Annotated in this window: 12 protein-coding genes; 7 read left to right on the top strand and 5 right to left on the bottom strand. The window is 43.5% G+C overall.

Annotated elements, in window-relative coordinates:
* Positions 1-59 precede the first annotated feature (59 nt).
* The 6 genes from GSQ66_RS05060 to GSQ66_RS05035 all read left to right on the top strand — a co-directional run bounded on the left by GSQ66_RS05060 (position 60) and on the right by GSQ66_RS05035 (position 5388).
* Complete coding sequence (locus GSQ66_RS05060; protein ID WP_162426466.1) at positions 60-254, top strand: hypothetical protein; 195 nt, start codon at positions 60-62, stop codon at positions 252-254.
* Entirely contained in the window at positions 251-1456 is a 1206-nt protein-coding gene (locus GSQ66_RS05055) for a c-type cytochrome (protein WP_162426465.1), read from the top strand. The genes GSQ66_RS05060 and GSQ66_RS05055 overlap by 4 nt, the downstream gene beginning before the upstream one ends.
* 602 nt (positions 1457-2058) lie before the next feature.
* Positions 2059-3462: a cytochrome c oxidase accessory protein CcoG gene (ccoG, locus tag GSQ66_RS05050; protein ID WP_162426464.1), complete on the top strand. Its 1404-nt coding sequence runs from the start codon at positions 2059-2061 to the stop codon at positions 3460-3462.
* A 20-nt stretch (positions 3463-3482) separates the two neighbouring features.
* Positions 3483-3956, top strand: a complete 474-nt coding sequence (locus GSQ66_RS05045) for a FixH family protein (RefSeq protein ID WP_162426463.1) — start codon at positions 3483-3485, stop codon at positions 3954-3956.
* A gap of 2 nt (positions 3957-3958) precedes the next feature.
* The gene (locus GSQ66_RS05040; RefSeq protein WP_162426462.1) at positions 3959-4690 is read left to right on the top strand and encodes a sulfite exporter TauE/SafE family protein; all 732 of its coding nucleotides are present in this window, start codon (positions 3959-3961) and stop codon (positions 4688-4690) included.
* A 332-nt stretch (positions 4691-5022) separates the two neighbouring features.
* Positions 5023-5388 carry a Crp/Fnr family transcriptional regulator gene (locus tag GSQ66_RS05035; protein ID WP_162426461.1) on the top strand — a complete coding sequence of 122 codons (366 nt, stop codon included), beginning with the start codon at positions 5023-5025 and terminating at the stop codon, positions 5386-5388.
* Positions 5389-5507: 119 nt separating this feature from the next.
* Here the strand turns inward: GSQ66_RS05035 and GSQ66_RS05030 are convergent, their stop codons facing one another.
* From GSQ66_RS05030 to GSQ66_RS05015, 4 genes are all read right to left on the bottom strand, one after another.
* Positions 5508-9809, bottom strand: a complete 4302-nt coding sequence (locus GSQ66_RS05030; protein WP_162426460.1) for a PAS domain S-box protein — start codon at positions 9807-9809, stop codon at positions 5508-5510.
* Between the two features lie 261 nt (positions 9810-10070).
* On the bottom strand, positions 10071-11429 hold the full coding sequence (locus GSQ66_RS05025) for a sigma-54-dependent transcriptional regulator (RefSeq protein ID WP_162426459.1): 1359 nt from the start codon (positions 11427-11429) through the stop codon (positions 10071-10073).
* Positions 11430-11652: 223 nt separating this feature from the next.
* On the bottom strand, positions 11653-12432 hold the full coding sequence (locus GSQ66_RS05020; protein WP_162426458.1) for a DUF1206 domain-containing protein: 780 nt from the start codon (positions 12430-12432) through the stop codon (positions 11653-11655).
* A 108-nt stretch (positions 12433-12540) separates the two neighbouring features.
* The gene (locus tag GSQ66_RS05015) at positions 12541-13830 is read right to left on the bottom strand and encodes an acetyl-CoA hydrolase/transferase family protein (RefSeq protein ID WP_162426457.1); all 1290 of its coding nucleotides are present in this window, start codon (positions 13828-13830) and stop codon (positions 12541-12543) included.
* 197 nt (positions 13831-14027) lie between these two features.
* Between GSQ66_RS05015 and GSQ66_RS05010 the strand changes: the two genes are divergently transcribed.
* Positions 14028-14612, top strand: a complete 585-nt coding sequence (locus GSQ66_RS05010) for a DUF4136 domain-containing protein (RefSeq protein ID WP_162426456.1) — start codon at positions 14028-14030, stop codon at positions 14610-14612.
* A 24-nt stretch (positions 14613-14636) separates the two neighbouring features.
* Here GSQ66_RS05010 and GSQ66_RS05005 read toward each other — a convergent pair whose 3' ends face one another.
* Complete coding sequence (locus GSQ66_RS05005) at positions 14637-16631, bottom strand: cation:proton antiporter domain-containing protein (RefSeq protein ID WP_162426455.1); 1995 nt, start codon at positions 16629-16631, stop codon at positions 14637-14639.
* Between the last annotated feature and the right edge of the window lies 1 nt (position 16632).

The following is a 16632-nucleotide window of genomic DNA, read 5'->3' as shown; positions in this document are numbered from 1 at the left end:
CAAAGGAGCAATCTAAATGTCCTTTGTCACAAAGTCAAAGAGTCAAAAATTCTAAAGAAATGTATAAAAATGTTTTGCAAGCCATAGACGGCATCGAAATATATCCGCTTATCTCGTTCAGCATCTTCTTTGTGTTCTTCTTGGGCCTTATAGTTTATGTTGCCCTGATGGACAAGAACTATGCAAACACCATGAGCAGCATAGCGTGCGACGACGAAACCGAAGACACCACTTTTGAAGGAGTAAGACAATGAGCTCTTTAAAGAAATTGATCAAGAACAGCAGTCTGGCACTGGTTGCCAGCTTACTGCTGATGGGCAGCACAGCGCAAGCACAGGATGCCGTTGCTGGTAAAGCAATATTTGAAGGCAACTGTACAGCCTGCCACAGCCTGGATGCGGACGTAGTTGGTCCGGCTCTTAAAGATGTGCATAAGCGCCGGGGCGATGAGTGGCTGACTAAGTTTATCAAAAACTCGCAGGAACTGGTGCAGGCAGGAGATAAAGACGCCGTAGCAGTTTACGAGAAGTTTAATAAAGTGCCGATGCCAGCTTTTGGCACCTCACTTTCTGACGAGGATGTGGCAAACGTAATTGCCTTTATTAAAGCCGAAAGCGAGAAGCCAGCTGAAGTAGTAGCTGAAGTGCCTGCCACACCTGCTACAGATGCTAACGCGGCTGCATCTGCTGCTGAAGCTGATGTTGCTTTTATGGATCTTCCACCGGTGTTACTGTTCACGTTCGCACTTGCGGCAATCATTATCCTGCTAACTATACTGGTGCTGGTAATGATGTTCCGACTGTTCGTACCGATGCTGGGAGACTCTATTTACGATGAAGACTTCCGTACTTCGTTTGCGGGCAGAGTGCTGTTCCTGATGCGTGGCGATGCTACGTTAGTTACAGGTAAAGCTAAGAATGAGATTCACTCTCACCACGACTTTGACGGTATCCAGGAATACGACAACGATCTTCCGCCCTGGTGGAAAGCTATGTTTTATGTGTCTATAGTTTTCGCAATAGGGTATATGCTGCACTTCCACGTGTTTAAGACAGGCGCACTCCAGACTGAAGAGTATGAAATGGAGATGGAAGAAGCTGCCCTGATTGCTTCAAAGAATGTAGACGATCCGAACGCGGTGACCAACTTTGAGGTTTTAACAGATGCTACTGCTTTAGAATCTGGTAAGGCATTATTTAACACAAACTGCGCTGCCTGCCACGGTCAGGAAGGACAGGGAACTGTAGGTCCTAACCTTACTGACGAATACTGGTTGCACGGAGGCGACGTGAATGCCATCTTTAAAACTGTAAAATACGGCGTGCCGGCAAAAGGTATGGTGCCTTGGCAGGGTAAGCTCACAAAAGACCAGATGCTCGAAGTATCCAGCTATATCCTGAGCTTGCAGGGAACAAACCCAGCGGGTGCAAAAGAACCACAGGGTGAAAAAATGTAACTATTGAATTGAAAACGAGAAGCAGAAAGTCGCAGGCACTTAACTATAGTGTTTGCGGCTTTTTGTATTTGTAACTGCGTCTATGGTATTTAGCTATAGAAGTTGTTTAGAGTTTAAGAAGGAGAAAACGAGCCATGCTTGTTGTTTTCACCATAGCCGTCAGGGTAAGCTGTTTTGGACATCTGTGTCCGAAACTATGTCTGCTGCGGACATCCATGTCCGCATAAAAAGAAAGGCTGATCTAGATGAACTTCGAAGTCCCAGGCAGCGTGCTTTCAGACTAGGAAGTCCGAAAGAGCATAAATTTTCTCAAAACTATGCTTAATCTGACAGCTAGGGTAACAATCCATTGAGCCGGTTCTAATACCTACTGATGAAAGCACGCAGTATGGGCGTAACGCAAAGGCATATAAAATTCTAAACAGCTTCAATAATAAAAAAACTATAGTTGATTACAATCACCCTGATTTATGACTTAAGTCATCATTTAGAAGCCTTTGTTTTCAGAATTTTGTGGAAGCAGATTTTACGGATCTCTAAGAACTAATTCTTTTCATATACATTAACAGGCAGGACTAATCTCCGCACAAATTACCACTGCCATGGCAATTAAAATAAAACCAACCGACGAGTTTCGGGACCACATCTCGACTGTAGATGAACAGGGAAAACGTATCTGGGTGTATCCCAGAAAGCCGAAAGGTAAACTATACAACTATCGCAAGTATGTTAGCTACCTGTTGCTGACACTTTTATTTGCAGGTCCTTTCATTAAAATTAACGGCTTGCCACTACTTATGTTAAATGTGGTGGAGCGCAAGTTCGTGATCTTCGGCGTTCTTTTCTGGCCGCAGGATTTCTTTATACTGGTACTGGCTTTCCTGGCGCTGGTGGTATTTATCATTTTGTTTACGGTTGTGTATGGCCGTATTTTCTGTGGCTGGGTCTGCCCGCAAACAATATTCCTGGAGATGGTTTTCCGCAGGATAGAATATGCCATAGAAGGAGACTTTACCAAACAGAAGGCATTGAATAAAATGCCATGGAACACAGAAAAGATCATTAAGAAAGGCTCTAAAACTGCTATTTTCCTGCTGATCTCTTTTGTCATCTCCAACCTCTTTCTGGCTTATGTAATTGGTATAGATGAACTGCAGAAAATAATTACAGAAGGGCCATTCAATCATTTGGTTGGTTTTGGTACCCTGCTTGCCTTTACGGGTGCTTTTTACTGGGTGTTTGCTTCCTTCCGCGAGCAGGTTTGTACTATAGTTTGCCCGTACGGCCGCTTGCAGGGCGTGATGCAGGATAAGAAAACGCTGGTAGTGGCCTATGACTATGGACGTGGTGAGCCGCGTGGTAAATTAAGAAAAGGGCAGGAACGCACCGATGGCGACTGTATAGACTGTAACCAGTGCGTGCAGGTGTGTCCGACAGGTATCGATATCCGTAACGGAGCGCAGCAGCTGGAATGCATTAACTGTACTGCCTGTATTGATGCCTGTAACGACATCATGCGCATGATCGATAAGCCGGAAGGTTTGATCCGCTATGAATCGGAGGAGGCAATTGAAACTGGTAAAAAGTGGACGTTCTTTACCAACCGTGTAATGGGTTATACTGCCATCCTGGTTATTCTTATGACTGCCCTGACTACTTTACTCTTAACCCGAGATGAAGCTGAAGCGACTATACTGCGCACGCCGGGACAGTTATATCAGAAAACAGAGCAGGGGCATATCAAGAACCTGTATAACATCTCTGTCATCAACAAAACAAACCATGAGATGCCGCTTACTTTAAAGTTGCTTGATAAAGACGGATCTATAAAAGTTGTTGGTAACGAGCTTGTTTTACCAGCGCAGGGGATTGCAGAAGGCGTTTTCTTTACGGAGATAGCAAAAGAAGACTTGACAGGCATGAACTCAGAAATTGAGATTGGCGTGTACCATGGCGATGAGCTGATCACTACGACCGAAACCAAATTCCTGGGACCGGCTAATTAATTGTAAAAGGAGACTTCAAAATGAAAAATACAGATAAAAATAAAAGTTTTACCCTTTGGCCATATGCCATTGTAGTTTGTATGATTTTGTTTATGAGCTACATAGCTATGTTTGTTTACAAAGCCATGAACCAGGATGTAGACCTTGTTAGCAAGGATTATTATGAGCAGGAGATCAAGTATCAGGACCAGATAGAAAAAGTGAGACGCACACAGGCACTTGGTGATGTGATGCTAAACTATAGCGCTGACGATAAAACAATTTTATTGCAGATGCCCGCTACTTATAAAGACAAAAACCTGACAGGTACCATTACGCTTTTCCGCCCGTCTAACGACAAACTAGACGAGCAGTTGCCGCTTCAACTGGGCCGTGACCAGAGTCAGTTACTTGATGCCAAAGATCTTGATAGCGGAATCTGGAAAGTTCGCGTGAACTTCAGCGACGGTGAAGATACATATTACACAGAAAAAGTAATCCAAATACAAAAATAGCCATGATCTGGGCTGGATTTATTTTCGGAATTGTAGGTAGTTTCCATTGTGTAGGGATGTGCGGCCCGATAGCGATGGCGCTACCCTTTGTCGGGAGTTCCGGCTGGCGATATTACGCCGGCCGGCTCCTGTACAATAGCGGCCGTATAGTTACGTATGCTTTGCTCGGTGCTTTGGCTGGCGCGTTCGGCGAATCGCTGCAGATGGCGGGCTTACAGCAAACCGTATCTATCGTTTCAGGTATTTTAATTTTACTATTACTGGTTCTTCCGGCTGCTATAAAAGGCAAATCTGCCAGCATACTTGGTACCGATAAACTAATGAGCTGGGTAAGGCGGAAACTGGGCTATTATTTCCAGAAGAACTCGCTGAGTGCCCTGTTTATGGTTGGACTATTAAATGGATTGCTGCCTTGCGGTTTTGTTTATATTGCCCTGGCCGGAGCGATCAGTGCACCGGGAGTTACCGGAGCCATGCTTTACATGGCCTTGTTTGGCCTCGGAACCTTCCCGTTAATGTTCCTGGTATCTTTATCCGGTAAGCTTATAAGCCTGAAAGTGCGTGGTATGTTTAACCGTGCGGTACCCTACATCGGCATGACACTGGCCATCCTTTTTATAGTTCGCGGCTTAGGTTTAGGCATCCCGTATCTTAGTCCTAAAGTAGTAGAAACAGCTACACACAAAACTGAAATGAGCTGTTGTACCAAGCCTGTTGCAGCTACTACTCACTAAAAAATAAACATTTTACTCTTCAGTCATCCCACCAGACTATAGTTTCTAAACTGACATAAGTCATTACTGCCGGTGACGTTACTCAGTGCATGGCTTAAGCGCCCGTGGTACCTTTATCATATAATAATTGGTTAATTACAGGAAGGAAGGTTTAGTTGCTAAGCTGGTATACAGTATTAAAATACCCTCAAGCAGGCTAAAAAGTCCACAAATCAGTAATTCTGAAGCAGACATAGAATAGTTGATTCAAAAGCTATAGTTGTTAATGCTCCTTTTTTATTTTTGTAAAGGCAAGCCAATTGTTTTCGTACATACTTAACTAAGCTGTATATATGTTGTTCAGGAAGATGATAGAGGAGGGGCAGGTTAAAGGTAACCTTAAAAGGGTAACTCCTGATACTTGCTTGTTTAAATCAGGGAACCCCAACAAGGAGCTTTATTACCTTATAAAAGGAAGTGCGCAGGTTACGCCTGAAGGTGGCGCTCCCAGAAAAGTGCAGGCCGGAACCCTGTTGGGTTTGCCGGACCTGATGCAGGATAACTATAGCCAGACAGTGATTGCCACCGAAGCAGCCGAAGTCCTTTGTATCTCTAAAGATGAGCTGCAGCTCATGTTACAGGAAGATGCCGCACTACGACTCTACCTGATCCAGCAAATGAGCAGGCATGTAATGCTCACATCAGCCTCATACGAATAAATACCAGTACACCAACAAAGCAAAAAGCCGCTGTAATTTCAGCGGCTTTTTGCTTTGTTGGTGTACAATTCGCACTATTTAAAACTATAGTCCCGTAAACAGAACTATAGTTGCAGTGCTTAGATAATCTCTTTGGTTATTTCCTTAATGATGAGATTTATATGTTCTCCTACAAAGGCAATATGCGCAGACACTTGCTTTAGGTTGATATGCTTTTTAGCATCCAGTTCAATTTGTCTTACCACAGGCCGTAATTGTTCGATACGTAATGTATCCACTGTTGATTTTAATTTATGTGCGGCTGCGCTAACACCTTCCCAATTCTGCTGCTGTTCACAGTTCATTAGTTCTGCTACTGTTTCAGGAACCGTTTGTATAAAAAGCTGTATAGTTCTGTTAACGAATGCCTGATTCCCACGGGCCATTTTGTGCAGTGTTTGCAGATCATAGAGAGGTTGTTCAACTATAGCCGGTACGGTAATTTTAGCTATAGCTTTTATTGGCCTTTTCTTAACTTTATCAGGAACCAGTGCAAAAATCTTTAAATACAATGCCTCTTCCTGAAAAGGTTTAGATATATAATCATTCATACCGACAGCCAGGTATTTCTCTGCATCCCCCTTGAAAGCATTGGCTGTAAGGGCTATAATTGGCACATTGGAGATTGTTTGATCTGCATTAGCCCGTATTTCCAACGTTGCATCAATACCGCTTAATTCAGGCATTTGGATGTCCATTAAAATAACATCATACCTGTTTTGCAAAGCCATCTCAACTGCCTTACTACCATTTTGAGCAACATCTACTGTAAAGTTCCAACCCTCCAGAATAGACTGTGCCAGGAAAACATTGATCTCGTTATCTTCTGCTATTAAAATGTGCAGCGGTTCCAGGCTATCAAAGTCAACTTCTAAGTTATTGTTTTCGGTCTGCTGCGTTTCGGTTGCTTTAGCGTAGGTAAGCTTAAATTTAAAGACGCTTCCTTTGCCGTCCTTACTATCTACCCATATACTGCCTCCCTGCATTTCAACCAGGTTTTTGCAGATACTTAACCCAAGTCCTGAGCCACCATATTTCCGGGTTATGCTGGAGTAGGCTTGTGTAAACCCATCAAAAATGATCTCAAGTTTTTCAGCTGGTATACCAATACCTGTATCCGCTACTTCAAACTCAATCGTCAGCTCTTCTGGAGTTTCGCTGACGAGTTGACACTTAAGGGTTACGCTGCCAACGTCAGTGAATTTAATGGCGTTGTTCAGCAGGTTAAGCAAAACCTGGTTTAACCGGTATGGGTCCCCGACAACAAGTGGGTATTGCTCCTGCTGGGCTTCGAAACTATAGGCGATCTCTTTTTCTTCAGCTTTATATATCAGTGCCTGGAATGAGTTCCGGATAGAATCGCCCAGATTGAAAGGGATTTGCTCCAGGTCCAGCTTACCAGCTTCAATTTTAGCAACATCCAATATATCGTTTATTACAACCAGCAGATTCTCCGCAGATTGTTTTATAATCTTCAGATAGTTGTTTTGAGCTTCGTCCAGGTTAGTTTTCTGCATCAGCCCGGCCATTCCCAGAATACCGTTCATCGGCGTCCGGATTTCGTGGCTCATGTTGGCCAGAAAGTTTTCTTTGACTTTTGCAGATTCTTCAGCAGCTTCTTTGGCCCTCTTCAGATCATGTTCAGTTTGCAGGCGGTCTGTAATATCCTGTGCGAGGCCAATTATATAAGCGGGCATATCGGGCTCCTCTGCTTTATAATTCTGGTAATACAGAAAGCGCTCCTGGTTATGTTTATTTAAGATACAAAGAACCCCTTCTGCAAAGTTCGAGTCCTGGAATTTATCTATATAGTTTGCAAAATTCTTTCGGTGTTCCTGAGGAAAGAAGGAGGTGAGCTGTTTGCCAATAATCTCCTCTTCGGTATAGCCCAGCATATTCAGCAGGTACGGATTAGCAGACAGGATAGTGCCCTGCATATCATGTGCGCAAATAAACGCCTGGCTATAGTTTATAAGGTCACGGTACTTTCTTTCACTGCGTTTTAGGGCTTCAGCATTTACGCGGCGAAGACTAATATCCCGTGCCGATGACTGGATCTTTACAATATTGCCTTCGGCATCAAGTAATGGTTTTAAATTGGTCTCTACCCATAGCGTACTCCCGTCTTTACGAATCAGTCTGTGCTCTACGTTGGTATTTACTTTTTTTGCCTGCACGTTCCTGAAGCTGATATGCAGCAGCTGGTAATCATCAGGATGAATCAATAACTGAGGTAAGTGTCCGATAACCTCTGAAGCAGTATAGCCCAGCATCTCTTCCACAGCTTTTGAAATAAAGATGTAACGGCCATTCAGCTCATGCAGGCTTATCATATCTTTCGAGTTCTCAGAAAGCAGGCGATAAAGTTCTTCGCTTTCTTCGAGCTGTTTTGTAGCCTTGCGTTGTGCGGTTATGTCCGTAGAAATACCAAGTATATGTAGCTGCCCATCGCTGGAAACAAGCGGACGTTTTATGGTTTTAAACCATACATTGCTCCCATCCCGTTTGGTAAAGCACTCTTCAACTATTATTTCGCGATTTTCAGCTATTACTTTTTGGTCATCTTTTTCAAAGTGTTCTCTATCAGCTAGTATAGGAAAAAGTTCCTTGTTATCTTTTTCCAGTAAATCGCTTAAAGGTAAATCAAAGAGTTCGGCAACACCTTTGTTAGCCATCTTAAATTTGCTTTCACCATCCTTAACGTAGATGAGGCTTGGGCTGGAGTCCATTACAAGCCTTATAAAGTCATTCTGTTCTTTGGCGGTCAGGGCTGCCTTCCGCTCTTCGGTGGTATCACGAATAATCGCCAGTACCTGCTCGGAGTTATACTTAATTATTCTGCCTTCATAATAGTGTAGGCCATTTTCCAGTTCCAGTTCATAGTCTGTACGTTCCGGGTGGCCGGTTTTAATTACCTTTTTAATAAGGCCAAGTATCTGTTTGTGAACCGATTCGGGTAGGAGTGTTTGTATGTGAGAGCCAATCACGTTTTCCTTAGGAACGAGCAGATGTGCCTGCTCCACATTCTTCATGTCCAGGTATATACCATCCTTGTCTATTATAAACATAAGGTCAGGTATTGCCGCCAGAATAGCCCTGTTCTTCTCTTCGCTCTTTGTTATTTTTTCCTGAGCAGTCCGGAGGTCTGTAATATTCAGGCCATGTCCGATGATCATTTTCAGATCTCCGCTCTGGTCTACTACTGGGTTTAGCTTGCGGATATGGTAAGATGTGTCACCTTTGGGTGTAGTTATCTGCTCTTCAAAAGCAACATATTCTTTACTGGATCGGGCAACTTCTAAATGGTAACTTCTTGTTTTAATACGCTCAGGCGGGACATTTCTGTAGGCGCAGTATTCTTCATTGGTTTTGCCTACTATCCATTTGCGTAATGCCGGATCAGAGACTGCAACAGGGTTTACAAAAAGGTACTGGAGTTGGTTATTATAAACCGCTATATCTGACGGTATATGATTCAGGATACCTTCGTAGAATTCTTTTTGCTCTAGCAGCGCTTTGGTTTGCTCCCGTAGTTGCGTTACATCCTGGGCCGAGCCTATCACTTTTTTTACCTGGCCGTCTTCTTTGCGCTTAAAAATACTTTCACGGCATAACAGGTTTTTCTTTTCACCATTTTTAGATAATACCATGTACTCCGCTTCCCGCACTTCGCCATCCTGTGCCTGCAGCATGCCATAGGTATGCGCATACATTTTTGGCAGCTCTTCCGGCAGCAACAACGACATAAACACATGCCCGTGCATAGCTGCTATGTCCTGCTGGTTATAGCCCAGTACAGATTCAATGTGATCGTTCAGGTAAACAAAGCGATCCTGCTCAAGATCGTAGATGTAAATTATATTGGGAATGGTATGGGTGATGTTGCGGACAAAATACTGACTTTCTTCGAGTGCCAGTTCCGCTTCGCGCCGCTCTGTAATGTTTTTCAGGTAAATGTTTGCATACCCCTTACTTTTAAGAGGAACTATAAACAACTGAAGGTGCTTGTCCAGCAGATGCGATTGCAGGGTTATGGGTTTGCCTGCTTTGTTGGCGATATTCACTTTACTGACAAATAAACGTGCCAGGGCTGGTATTCGCCGCTCCTCTATAGTTTGCAGAAAGTGGAAACCGGCAGCATTAGCATAATAGATTTTACCCTGATCATTTACACGAAGGATCGGGTCGGGATATTCTTCCTCAAGTTCGTGTTTTTGCTGTGCTGTGGTAAACGAATTGGTATCTTCGACTGATGCAAGTTCCAGTTTTAATTTATTAAGCGCTGCTAAATTTTCTTCAGCCAACTCTTCGGCTGCTCGCCGTGCCTTTCGTTCTTTCTCTAATAACCCGAGCAGCGTAGCTACGTCGTTTACACTTTCCATCTAATAATATTTGCCTGCAAGTTACGGGTTTTCAACTGCTTATTATTATGCTTTTCAGGATATGTTTTAATTAATTTTTACCAGTATATCCTGCTACTGGCCCAAAATTTAATTGTTGGTTTAAAGCCTTTTGCCATAGTTCTGGACTGGTAAACTTATAGTTATTTAGTTAGCGAAATCGTCCTGAAATCTTTATTTCAAACTATAGGCACTATTGATAAAATACTATTTATAACGTGTAAGAGATATCCTGCTTAAGATTTACTTTACTTTCAGCTCGTTACTCTGTATCATGCGGTAGATCGTAGACTTTCCGATGTCAAGTTTGTCCGCTACCAGTAGCACGTTGTAGTCATATTTGTCCAGAAAGTATTGAATAATGCGGGTCGTATAAGCTTTAAGGGATTGTTCTTTTGCCAGGAAATCCTTGTTGGAGTTACTGACTGCCAGGTTGATGTCCTGTTCCTGAATTTCATCTTCATCGGAGAGCACCATAGCAAGTTCAACTATAGCTTTTAGCTCGCGCACGTTACCCGGGTAAGCGTAGGACAGTATTTTCTCCTGTGCTTTTGCAGTCAGGCTCTTTCGCGGTAAATTGTTCTCATTGGCAAACTCATCCATAAAATGGCGTGCCAAAACCAGAATGTCTGTACCACGATCTCGTAGCGGTGGTAAATGTATAGGCAAACCAAGCAGGCGGTAATACAGGTCCTCGCGGAAGGTCCCATTACTTACTTCTTCTGCCAGGTTTTTATGAGTCGCTACTATAATCCTGACATCTACTGGCACGACAGCATTGCCACCAACCCGGGTAATTTCTTTTTCCTGGAGTACGCGCAGCAATTTAGCCTGCAGACTAATGTCTAGTTCACCTATCTCATCCAGGAAAATGGTGCCTTTGTTTGCTTCCTCAAACCTTCCGATCCGGCGTGCCGATGCTCCTGTAAATGCCCCTTTTTCGTGCCCGAACAATTCACTTTCTATGAGCTCTTTCGGGATTGCAGCAACGTTTACTGCCACATACGGGTATTTTTTCCGAATACCGTTATAGTGGATCGCTTTAGCAACCAATTCCTTACCGGTGCCTGTTTCGCCGTTTATAGATACTGTAATGTTGGTTTTAGTGGCCTTGTACATCAACGAAAACACTTTTTTGATGGCTTCGCTGTTGCCGATGATCACTTTACTGAAATCATATTTCTGGCCGATCTCTTCACGCAGGTGACTTATTTCTTCACGAAGCGTGAGATTTTCACGAACCTTATTGATCGTGTTCCAAAGCTTTTCAGCTGTCTCTTCGTCTTTTACAATATAGTCGTATGCACCTTGCTTCAGTAAAGCGACCGCGGTGGCCACATCCTCCTGACCTGAGATTATGATTACCTGCACATCCGGGTTTCGTTCTTTAACCTTGGCCAGAACCTCGCCGCCATTCTTGTCGGGTAGCGAATAATCTACGGTAACAACATCAGGGTTCTCATGTAAACAGGCAAAAAAGTCTTTTGCAGAGTGAAACTTCTTTATTTCATAGTCGGGGTTCAGAGAAAGATGATATTCCAGCAACTCGCTGTACCACACGTCATCATCCAGAATGAAGATTTTAAAAGGGGTGTTCTTCATGTATTGTTCAGAAACAGGTATACATCATTGTCAAATATACTGTACAGATCGTTCTGCAAAAAAAAATATTTTTTACCTGTATGTTGTTGGATGTATACTTTATTATTGATTTTTAAAAGGCATTAAGCTAATGAATTATAGTCTGGTTGACGTCACTTCTGTACATCAACCAGACTATAAATGGGCAACAGTAGAACAGATCTATAGTTTAAAATTTATAGTTTCAGCTTACATTAATAACCTGGTACCTGGCTCGCATAAACATGAATACTCCGTAAAAGATCAGGCCAATGGCAACCGCGCCCAGCAGGTAAGAACCGTACGAGGAGTTCTCCAGAAACTGAAACGCACTGCCACTGCCTCCAGCCTCTTTCGGATTTGAATTCATAGCGGCTTTCAGGAACAAGTATGCAATTATAAGCCACACGATGCCACGGGCAATATACCCGATCTTCCCGGCTCTGATCATCATAGCTTCTGCCTCATGTTTTAATCCGGTACCCTGTACTTTCTTTTTGTATTTGTCTGATATAGCCAGGTAGATCTGGTGAAAACCAGCAATAGCTGTGCCTACAGCCACTATACCAACCAGCCACTGGCCAAACGGTTGTTGCAAAAGCTCACGGGCAAGTGACTGCCGGGAGTCTCCATTACTGCCACCACCGTTGCCAAGTACAAGCTGCGCTGCATAGTAAGCTAACGCACCATACACTACCCCACTGAAAGCATAACGTATCCGGACACCAATACCTTTGGCATTATCGCCTTTGTTTTCGGTGTCTTTAAATGCCTGAATAAAGCGCCAAATAGTATAGCATAGAAGGCCCAGGGCTATAATGGCCAGTAAAATGCGGCCATAAGACTGTTCCAATATAAACTGGAAAACGCCGGATTTGTCGGAGCCCTGCTCGGATTTGCCACCGATCTCAAACGCCGCCATAAAAGCAAGAATACCTACCAGGCAATAAACGACACCTTTTGCTGTAAGCCCGAACCTGGCCATGTTTTTAACCCAGGCCGGCGGGGAGTAGGAACGTGTTGTGCTATATCAATCATATATAGAGTTGTTTGTTTATAGCATACACGTAACCTCCGCTTTTATGTTTGCCTGTTACATGTTTTTAAAACGAATCAGAGCTTCCTGCATTAACCTTTCTCTGTGATCCGGATGCGCAATATCTATAAGTGCTTTTGCCCGCTGACGCAGGTTTTTACCATATAGGTAAGCCACACCATATTCGGTAACCACATAGTGCACGTGGGCTCTTGTAGTTACTACACCACCTCCAGGATTAAGGAAAGGCGTGATGCGTGATACGCCTTTGTGTGTAACTGATGGCAGCGCTATAATTGGTTTTCCGCCTTTCGATAAAGCAGCCCCGCGAATAAAGTCCATCTGTCCTCCGACGCCTGAGAACTGGTAAGTACCTATAGAGTCAGAAACTACCTGGCCTGTAAGGTCAATTTCGATGGCGCTGTTGATAGCCGTAACATTATTGTTAGATTTGATAACGGTTACATCATTCACGAAATCCGTGCTGTGCATGGTTATCAGCGGGTTATCATCTACATAATCGTACAGGGCGCGGTTACCTGCAATAAAAGCTGTGGCGATGCGGCCCCGAAGCACTTTTTTATGTTCGTTGGTAATTACCCCGCTTTCAATAAGCGGCAGCACCCCATTGGAGAACATTTCGGTATGTATGCCAAGGCCTTTGTGGTTGGTAAGGCTTTGCAATACAGCATCAGGTATAGCGCCAATACCCATTTGCAGCGTTGCTTTGTCTTCTACAAGCTCGGCCACGTTTTGACCTATCTTTCTCTCTACTTCTGTAATGCGGGAAGTATAGTCAACTTCCGGCAGCGCTTCGTTCACTTCTACCAGGGCATGAAACCGGCGGATATGGATCAGCGCATCGCCGTGTGTGCGTGGCATTTGCGGGTTTACCTGCGCAATTACATATTTGGCGTTAATTACGGCTTCACGGGCAATATCTACCGATACGCCTAAAGAACAGTAACCATGCCTGTCTGGTGGAGATACGTGAACGATGGCTACATCAAGCGGCATAATACCAAGCCTGAATAACTGCGGGATCTCGCTCAGGAAAATGGGTACATAATCACCACGTCCGCTGTTTACGGCATCGCGTACGTTAGCCGATACGAACAGGGAGTTGATGTAAAAGGAGTCTGCATATTTTTCTTCGGCGCAGGGCATCTCGCCGAAAGTGCTTATACTTACCAGTTCCACATTACGGAGTTCATCGGCACGCTCAACCAGCTTTCTGATCATGTATTGTGGGGTTGCTGCGCTGCCATGTAAAAAAACTCTGTCGCCTGATTTAATTACTGATAATGCTTCTTCTGCGGATGTATAAGTTGGTGTAGTAGGGGCCATGTCTGTTTTTTTGATTTAAACTAACTATACTTTATAGCTTTGTTTGTGGTTTTAAATATGGCTGCAAGCTACCCCCACCATCCTGTTTTTAAAATGATAATCGTCACCAATCCGTTTTGATTACTAAATTGCCAACCAAATGCGCGTGTATAACTTATAATACAGTTACCCGCGTACTAGTCTAAAACTATAACTCTATGAAAAATTATCTCTCTCTGCTGTTTTTATGCCTGCTGTTACTGTGTGGTTGTGTTGCAAGTTCGGTTTCAAGCAGACCAAATAGTGTTGCCGCTACTGGTGTAAAAACATTGAACTTTAAAACCTATGCCTGGTATCAGGATCAGCCTGTGGCACCGATCGCTTACGACGAAGGGTATACCGGTAGCCTGAATAAACACATCAGACAAGCAGTAGAGGAGGAGTTACAGAAAAAGGGTTTTACGAAAGCCACTGGTGCCAACCCTGATATTTTAGTGGCTTATGATGTAAGCGTATCGGTGCCGGAAGAGAAAGATATTAACACTAACTATATAAATGGTTTTGGCTATAGTTATGCTTATATGTCGGGGTACAGGTATAATTATGGAAATGAGGAATTGCCTGGATACCGCGCCGTTGACCTTTACAAAAGTGGCACCCTGATCATAGATTTGATAAACCCTAAAACGAATGAGCTTATCTGGAGAGGTTGGAAAGAAGGTGCTATTTCAAATTTTAAAGCTGGCTATAGTTCGGTTCGTAGCGAAGTAGGGAAAGTATTGGAGCCACTGCAAATGCGTTAAGCCAGTGTTACATACCGGTCGCGCTCAAGCCTCTTTTAGTGCATTTTCGAAATTGTACACATCGTCGGGTAAGCCTACAACATACACTACGTCGCCTTGCAGTAAGTTCGTATGACCATTGATGTCGAGTATCGTTTGTGCCTGGCGCTTAATGGCAACTATAGTTATATTATATCTGTCACGTAGATTCGCTTTTTCCAAAGGCTGGCCAACTATAGTTTCATCTGTAGTATAAATACGCAGGCTAGCAACTTCTATATCAGGCAATTCCGAACTCAGGTTGTTTATTTTACTGCCTGAGGGTTGCATGCTACGCAGCATATCATAATTATCAGAGCGTATCTGGCGCGTAAAATTCTCTATATCGTCTTGCGGGAGCAGGTACTTGTTAAGAACCCTGGTAAATATTTCGATGGATGTTTCAAATTCTTCAGGTATCACTTCGTTTGCACCAAGGCTATAGTTATCCTGCATTTCCTCTACAAAACGGGTACGAACTATTACATGCACTTTTTGGCTGATTTCTCTTATAGCCGCAATAATTCGTTTGGTTGAGTCCGGGTCTGAGATAGCAATAACAGCTACCCGCGCTTTATGTATGTTAACATGTGCTAATATGTTGCCGTGTACAGCATCCCCAAAAAGTATATGCTCCCCGTTTTGCCGCTCTCTTTTTACGGTTACAGCGTTCATCTCCACTATAGTATAGGGTATGTGTGCGTAACGGGCTGCTTTGGCTACATTCCGGCCGTTTATACCGTACCCAATGATTACAATATGATCCTCCATTTCGGGTAGTTCATCAAGGTCACTCTGATATGCGGAAATCACCGCCTTTGGCTCAAAATTGGATGGTAGCTTTTTGCTGATAAAGTTAGCTATCTGATGAGAATACTGTAAGGCAAAAGGAGTGAGGGCCATACTGAACAACGACACGGACAGAAAATACTGATAGGTAATAGGAGTGAGCAACCCGTAGGAAATGCCGGCTTTAGAAAGTATAAATGCAAATTCACCGACCTGAAACAACGCAATACCAACAATAATAGCAGTACGAATAGGATATTGCAGCAGCCTGGCAGCCAGCGTTGCTACCATTGTATTTATCAGAAAGGTGCCAATCGTTAATAAAAGAACAACAGGCAGATGCTCCATTAAAAAGGTGACATCAAGCAACATGCCGATGGAGACAAAAAAGAAGCTGGTAAATATCTCGCGGAAAGGTAAAACGTTGCTCGTTGCCTGGTGACTGTATTCAGATTCGGAGATGATAAGGCCTGCCATAAAAGCACCAAGCGCCAGCGAAAGACCTAGCATGGAAGTAAACCACGCCACCATAAAACAGATAGCAACTATAGATAGGATGAAGAGTTCTTTGCTTCTTGTCTGTACAACGGAATAAAGTAGTTTTGGCACCACATAGCGGGCGCTCAGAAGTACAACTACTATAACAAGCACTCCTTTCAGCAACATCAGCAGCAACTTAAGGCCGATATTATCTACATCGCCTGTTAAAAGCGGGGCAAGCAGCATCATAGGAACCACTATGATATCCTGAAAAATAAGAATGCCCAGTATTACCTTGCCATGAGGGCTGTTTATTTCGCCTTTATCCTGTAATAGTTTCAGAACTATAGCTGTACTGCTCAGGGAAATAAGAAAGCCGATGAAAACTGACTGCCCTAAACTATAGTTGAATAGTTGCATTACAGCCGCTGCCAGAAATATTGATCCGAAGACCTGCGTAGCGCCACCTAAAAGTATGATCCGTTTTATTAACGCCAGCTTTCTCAGCGAAAACTCCATACCAATAATAAACAGCAGCATTATGACTCCGATCTCAGCCAGCATCTCGATATTATGTATATCCTGCACCAGGCTAAGGCCATGCGGTCCGGCAATAACACCGGTAATTAAAAAGCCAAGAATTGTAGGTAGCTTAAAACGCTGAAACAGCAGGATAACAACCACGGCCAATCCGAGTATGATCACTACATCATCAAGCAAAGGCATCTCCATG

The organism is Pontibacter pudoricolor (assembly GCF_010092985.1).
GTDB classification, from domain to species: domain Bacteria; phylum Bacteroidota; class Bacteroidia; order Cytophagales; family Hymenobacteraceae; genus Pontibacter; species Pontibacter pudoricolor.
Note: the sequence above shows the minus strand (reverse complement) of the source record. Positions and strands in the feature narration are given on the sequence as shown.

What these genes read in the sequence shown, in the direction of transcription:
- GSQ66_RS05030 (WP_162426460.1), bottom strand. Translation starts at nt 9,809, where the DNA reads ATGGAAAGTGTAAACGACGTAGCTACGCTGCTCGGGTTATTAGAGAAA.
- ccoG (WP_162426464.1), top strand. Translation starts at nt 2,059, where the DNA reads ATGGCAATTAAAATAAAACCAACCGACGAGTTTCGGGACCACATCTCG.
- GSQ66_RS05025 (WP_162426459.1), bottom strand. Translation starts at nt 11,429, where the DNA reads ATGAAGAACACCCCTTTTAAAATCTTCATTCTGGATGATGACGTGTGG.
- GSQ66_RS05005 (WP_162426455.1), bottom strand. Translation starts at nt 16,631, where the DNA reads ATGGAGATGCCTTTGCTTGATGATGTAGTGATCATACTCGGATTGGCC.
- GSQ66_RS05055 (WP_162426465.1), top strand. Translation starts at nt 251, where the DNA reads ATGAGCTCTTTAAAGAAATTGATCAAGAACAGCAGTCTGGCACTGGTT.
- GSQ66_RS05015 (WP_162426457.1), bottom strand. Translation starts at nt 13,830, where the DNA reads ATGGCCCCTACTACACCAACTTATACATCCGCAGAAGAAGCATTATCA.
- GSQ66_RS05010 (WP_162426456.1), top strand. Translation starts at nt 14,028, where the DNA reads ATGAAAAATTATCTCTCTCTGCTGTTTTTATGCCTGCTGTTACTGTGT.
- GSQ66_RS05045 (WP_162426463.1), top strand. Translation starts at nt 3,483, where the DNA reads ATGAAAAATACAGATAAAAATAAAAGTTTTACCCTTTGGCCATATGCC.
- GSQ66_RS05040 (WP_162426462.1), top strand. Translation starts at nt 3,959, where the DNA reads ATGATCTGGGCTGGATTTATTTTCGGAATTGTAGGTAGTTTCCATTGT.
- GSQ66_RS05060 (WP_162426466.1), top strand. Translation starts at nt 60, where the DNA reads ATGTATAAAAATGTTTTGCAAGCCATAGACGGCATCGAAATATATCCG.
- GSQ66_RS05020 (WP_162426458.1), bottom strand. Translation starts at nt 12,432, where the DNA reads ATGGCCAGGTTCGGGCTTACAGCAAAAGGTGTCGTTTATTGCCTGGTA.
- GSQ66_RS05035 (WP_162426461.1), top strand. Translation starts at nt 5,023, where the DNA reads ATGTTGTTCAGGAAGATGATAGAGGAGGGGCAGGTTAAAGGTAACCTT.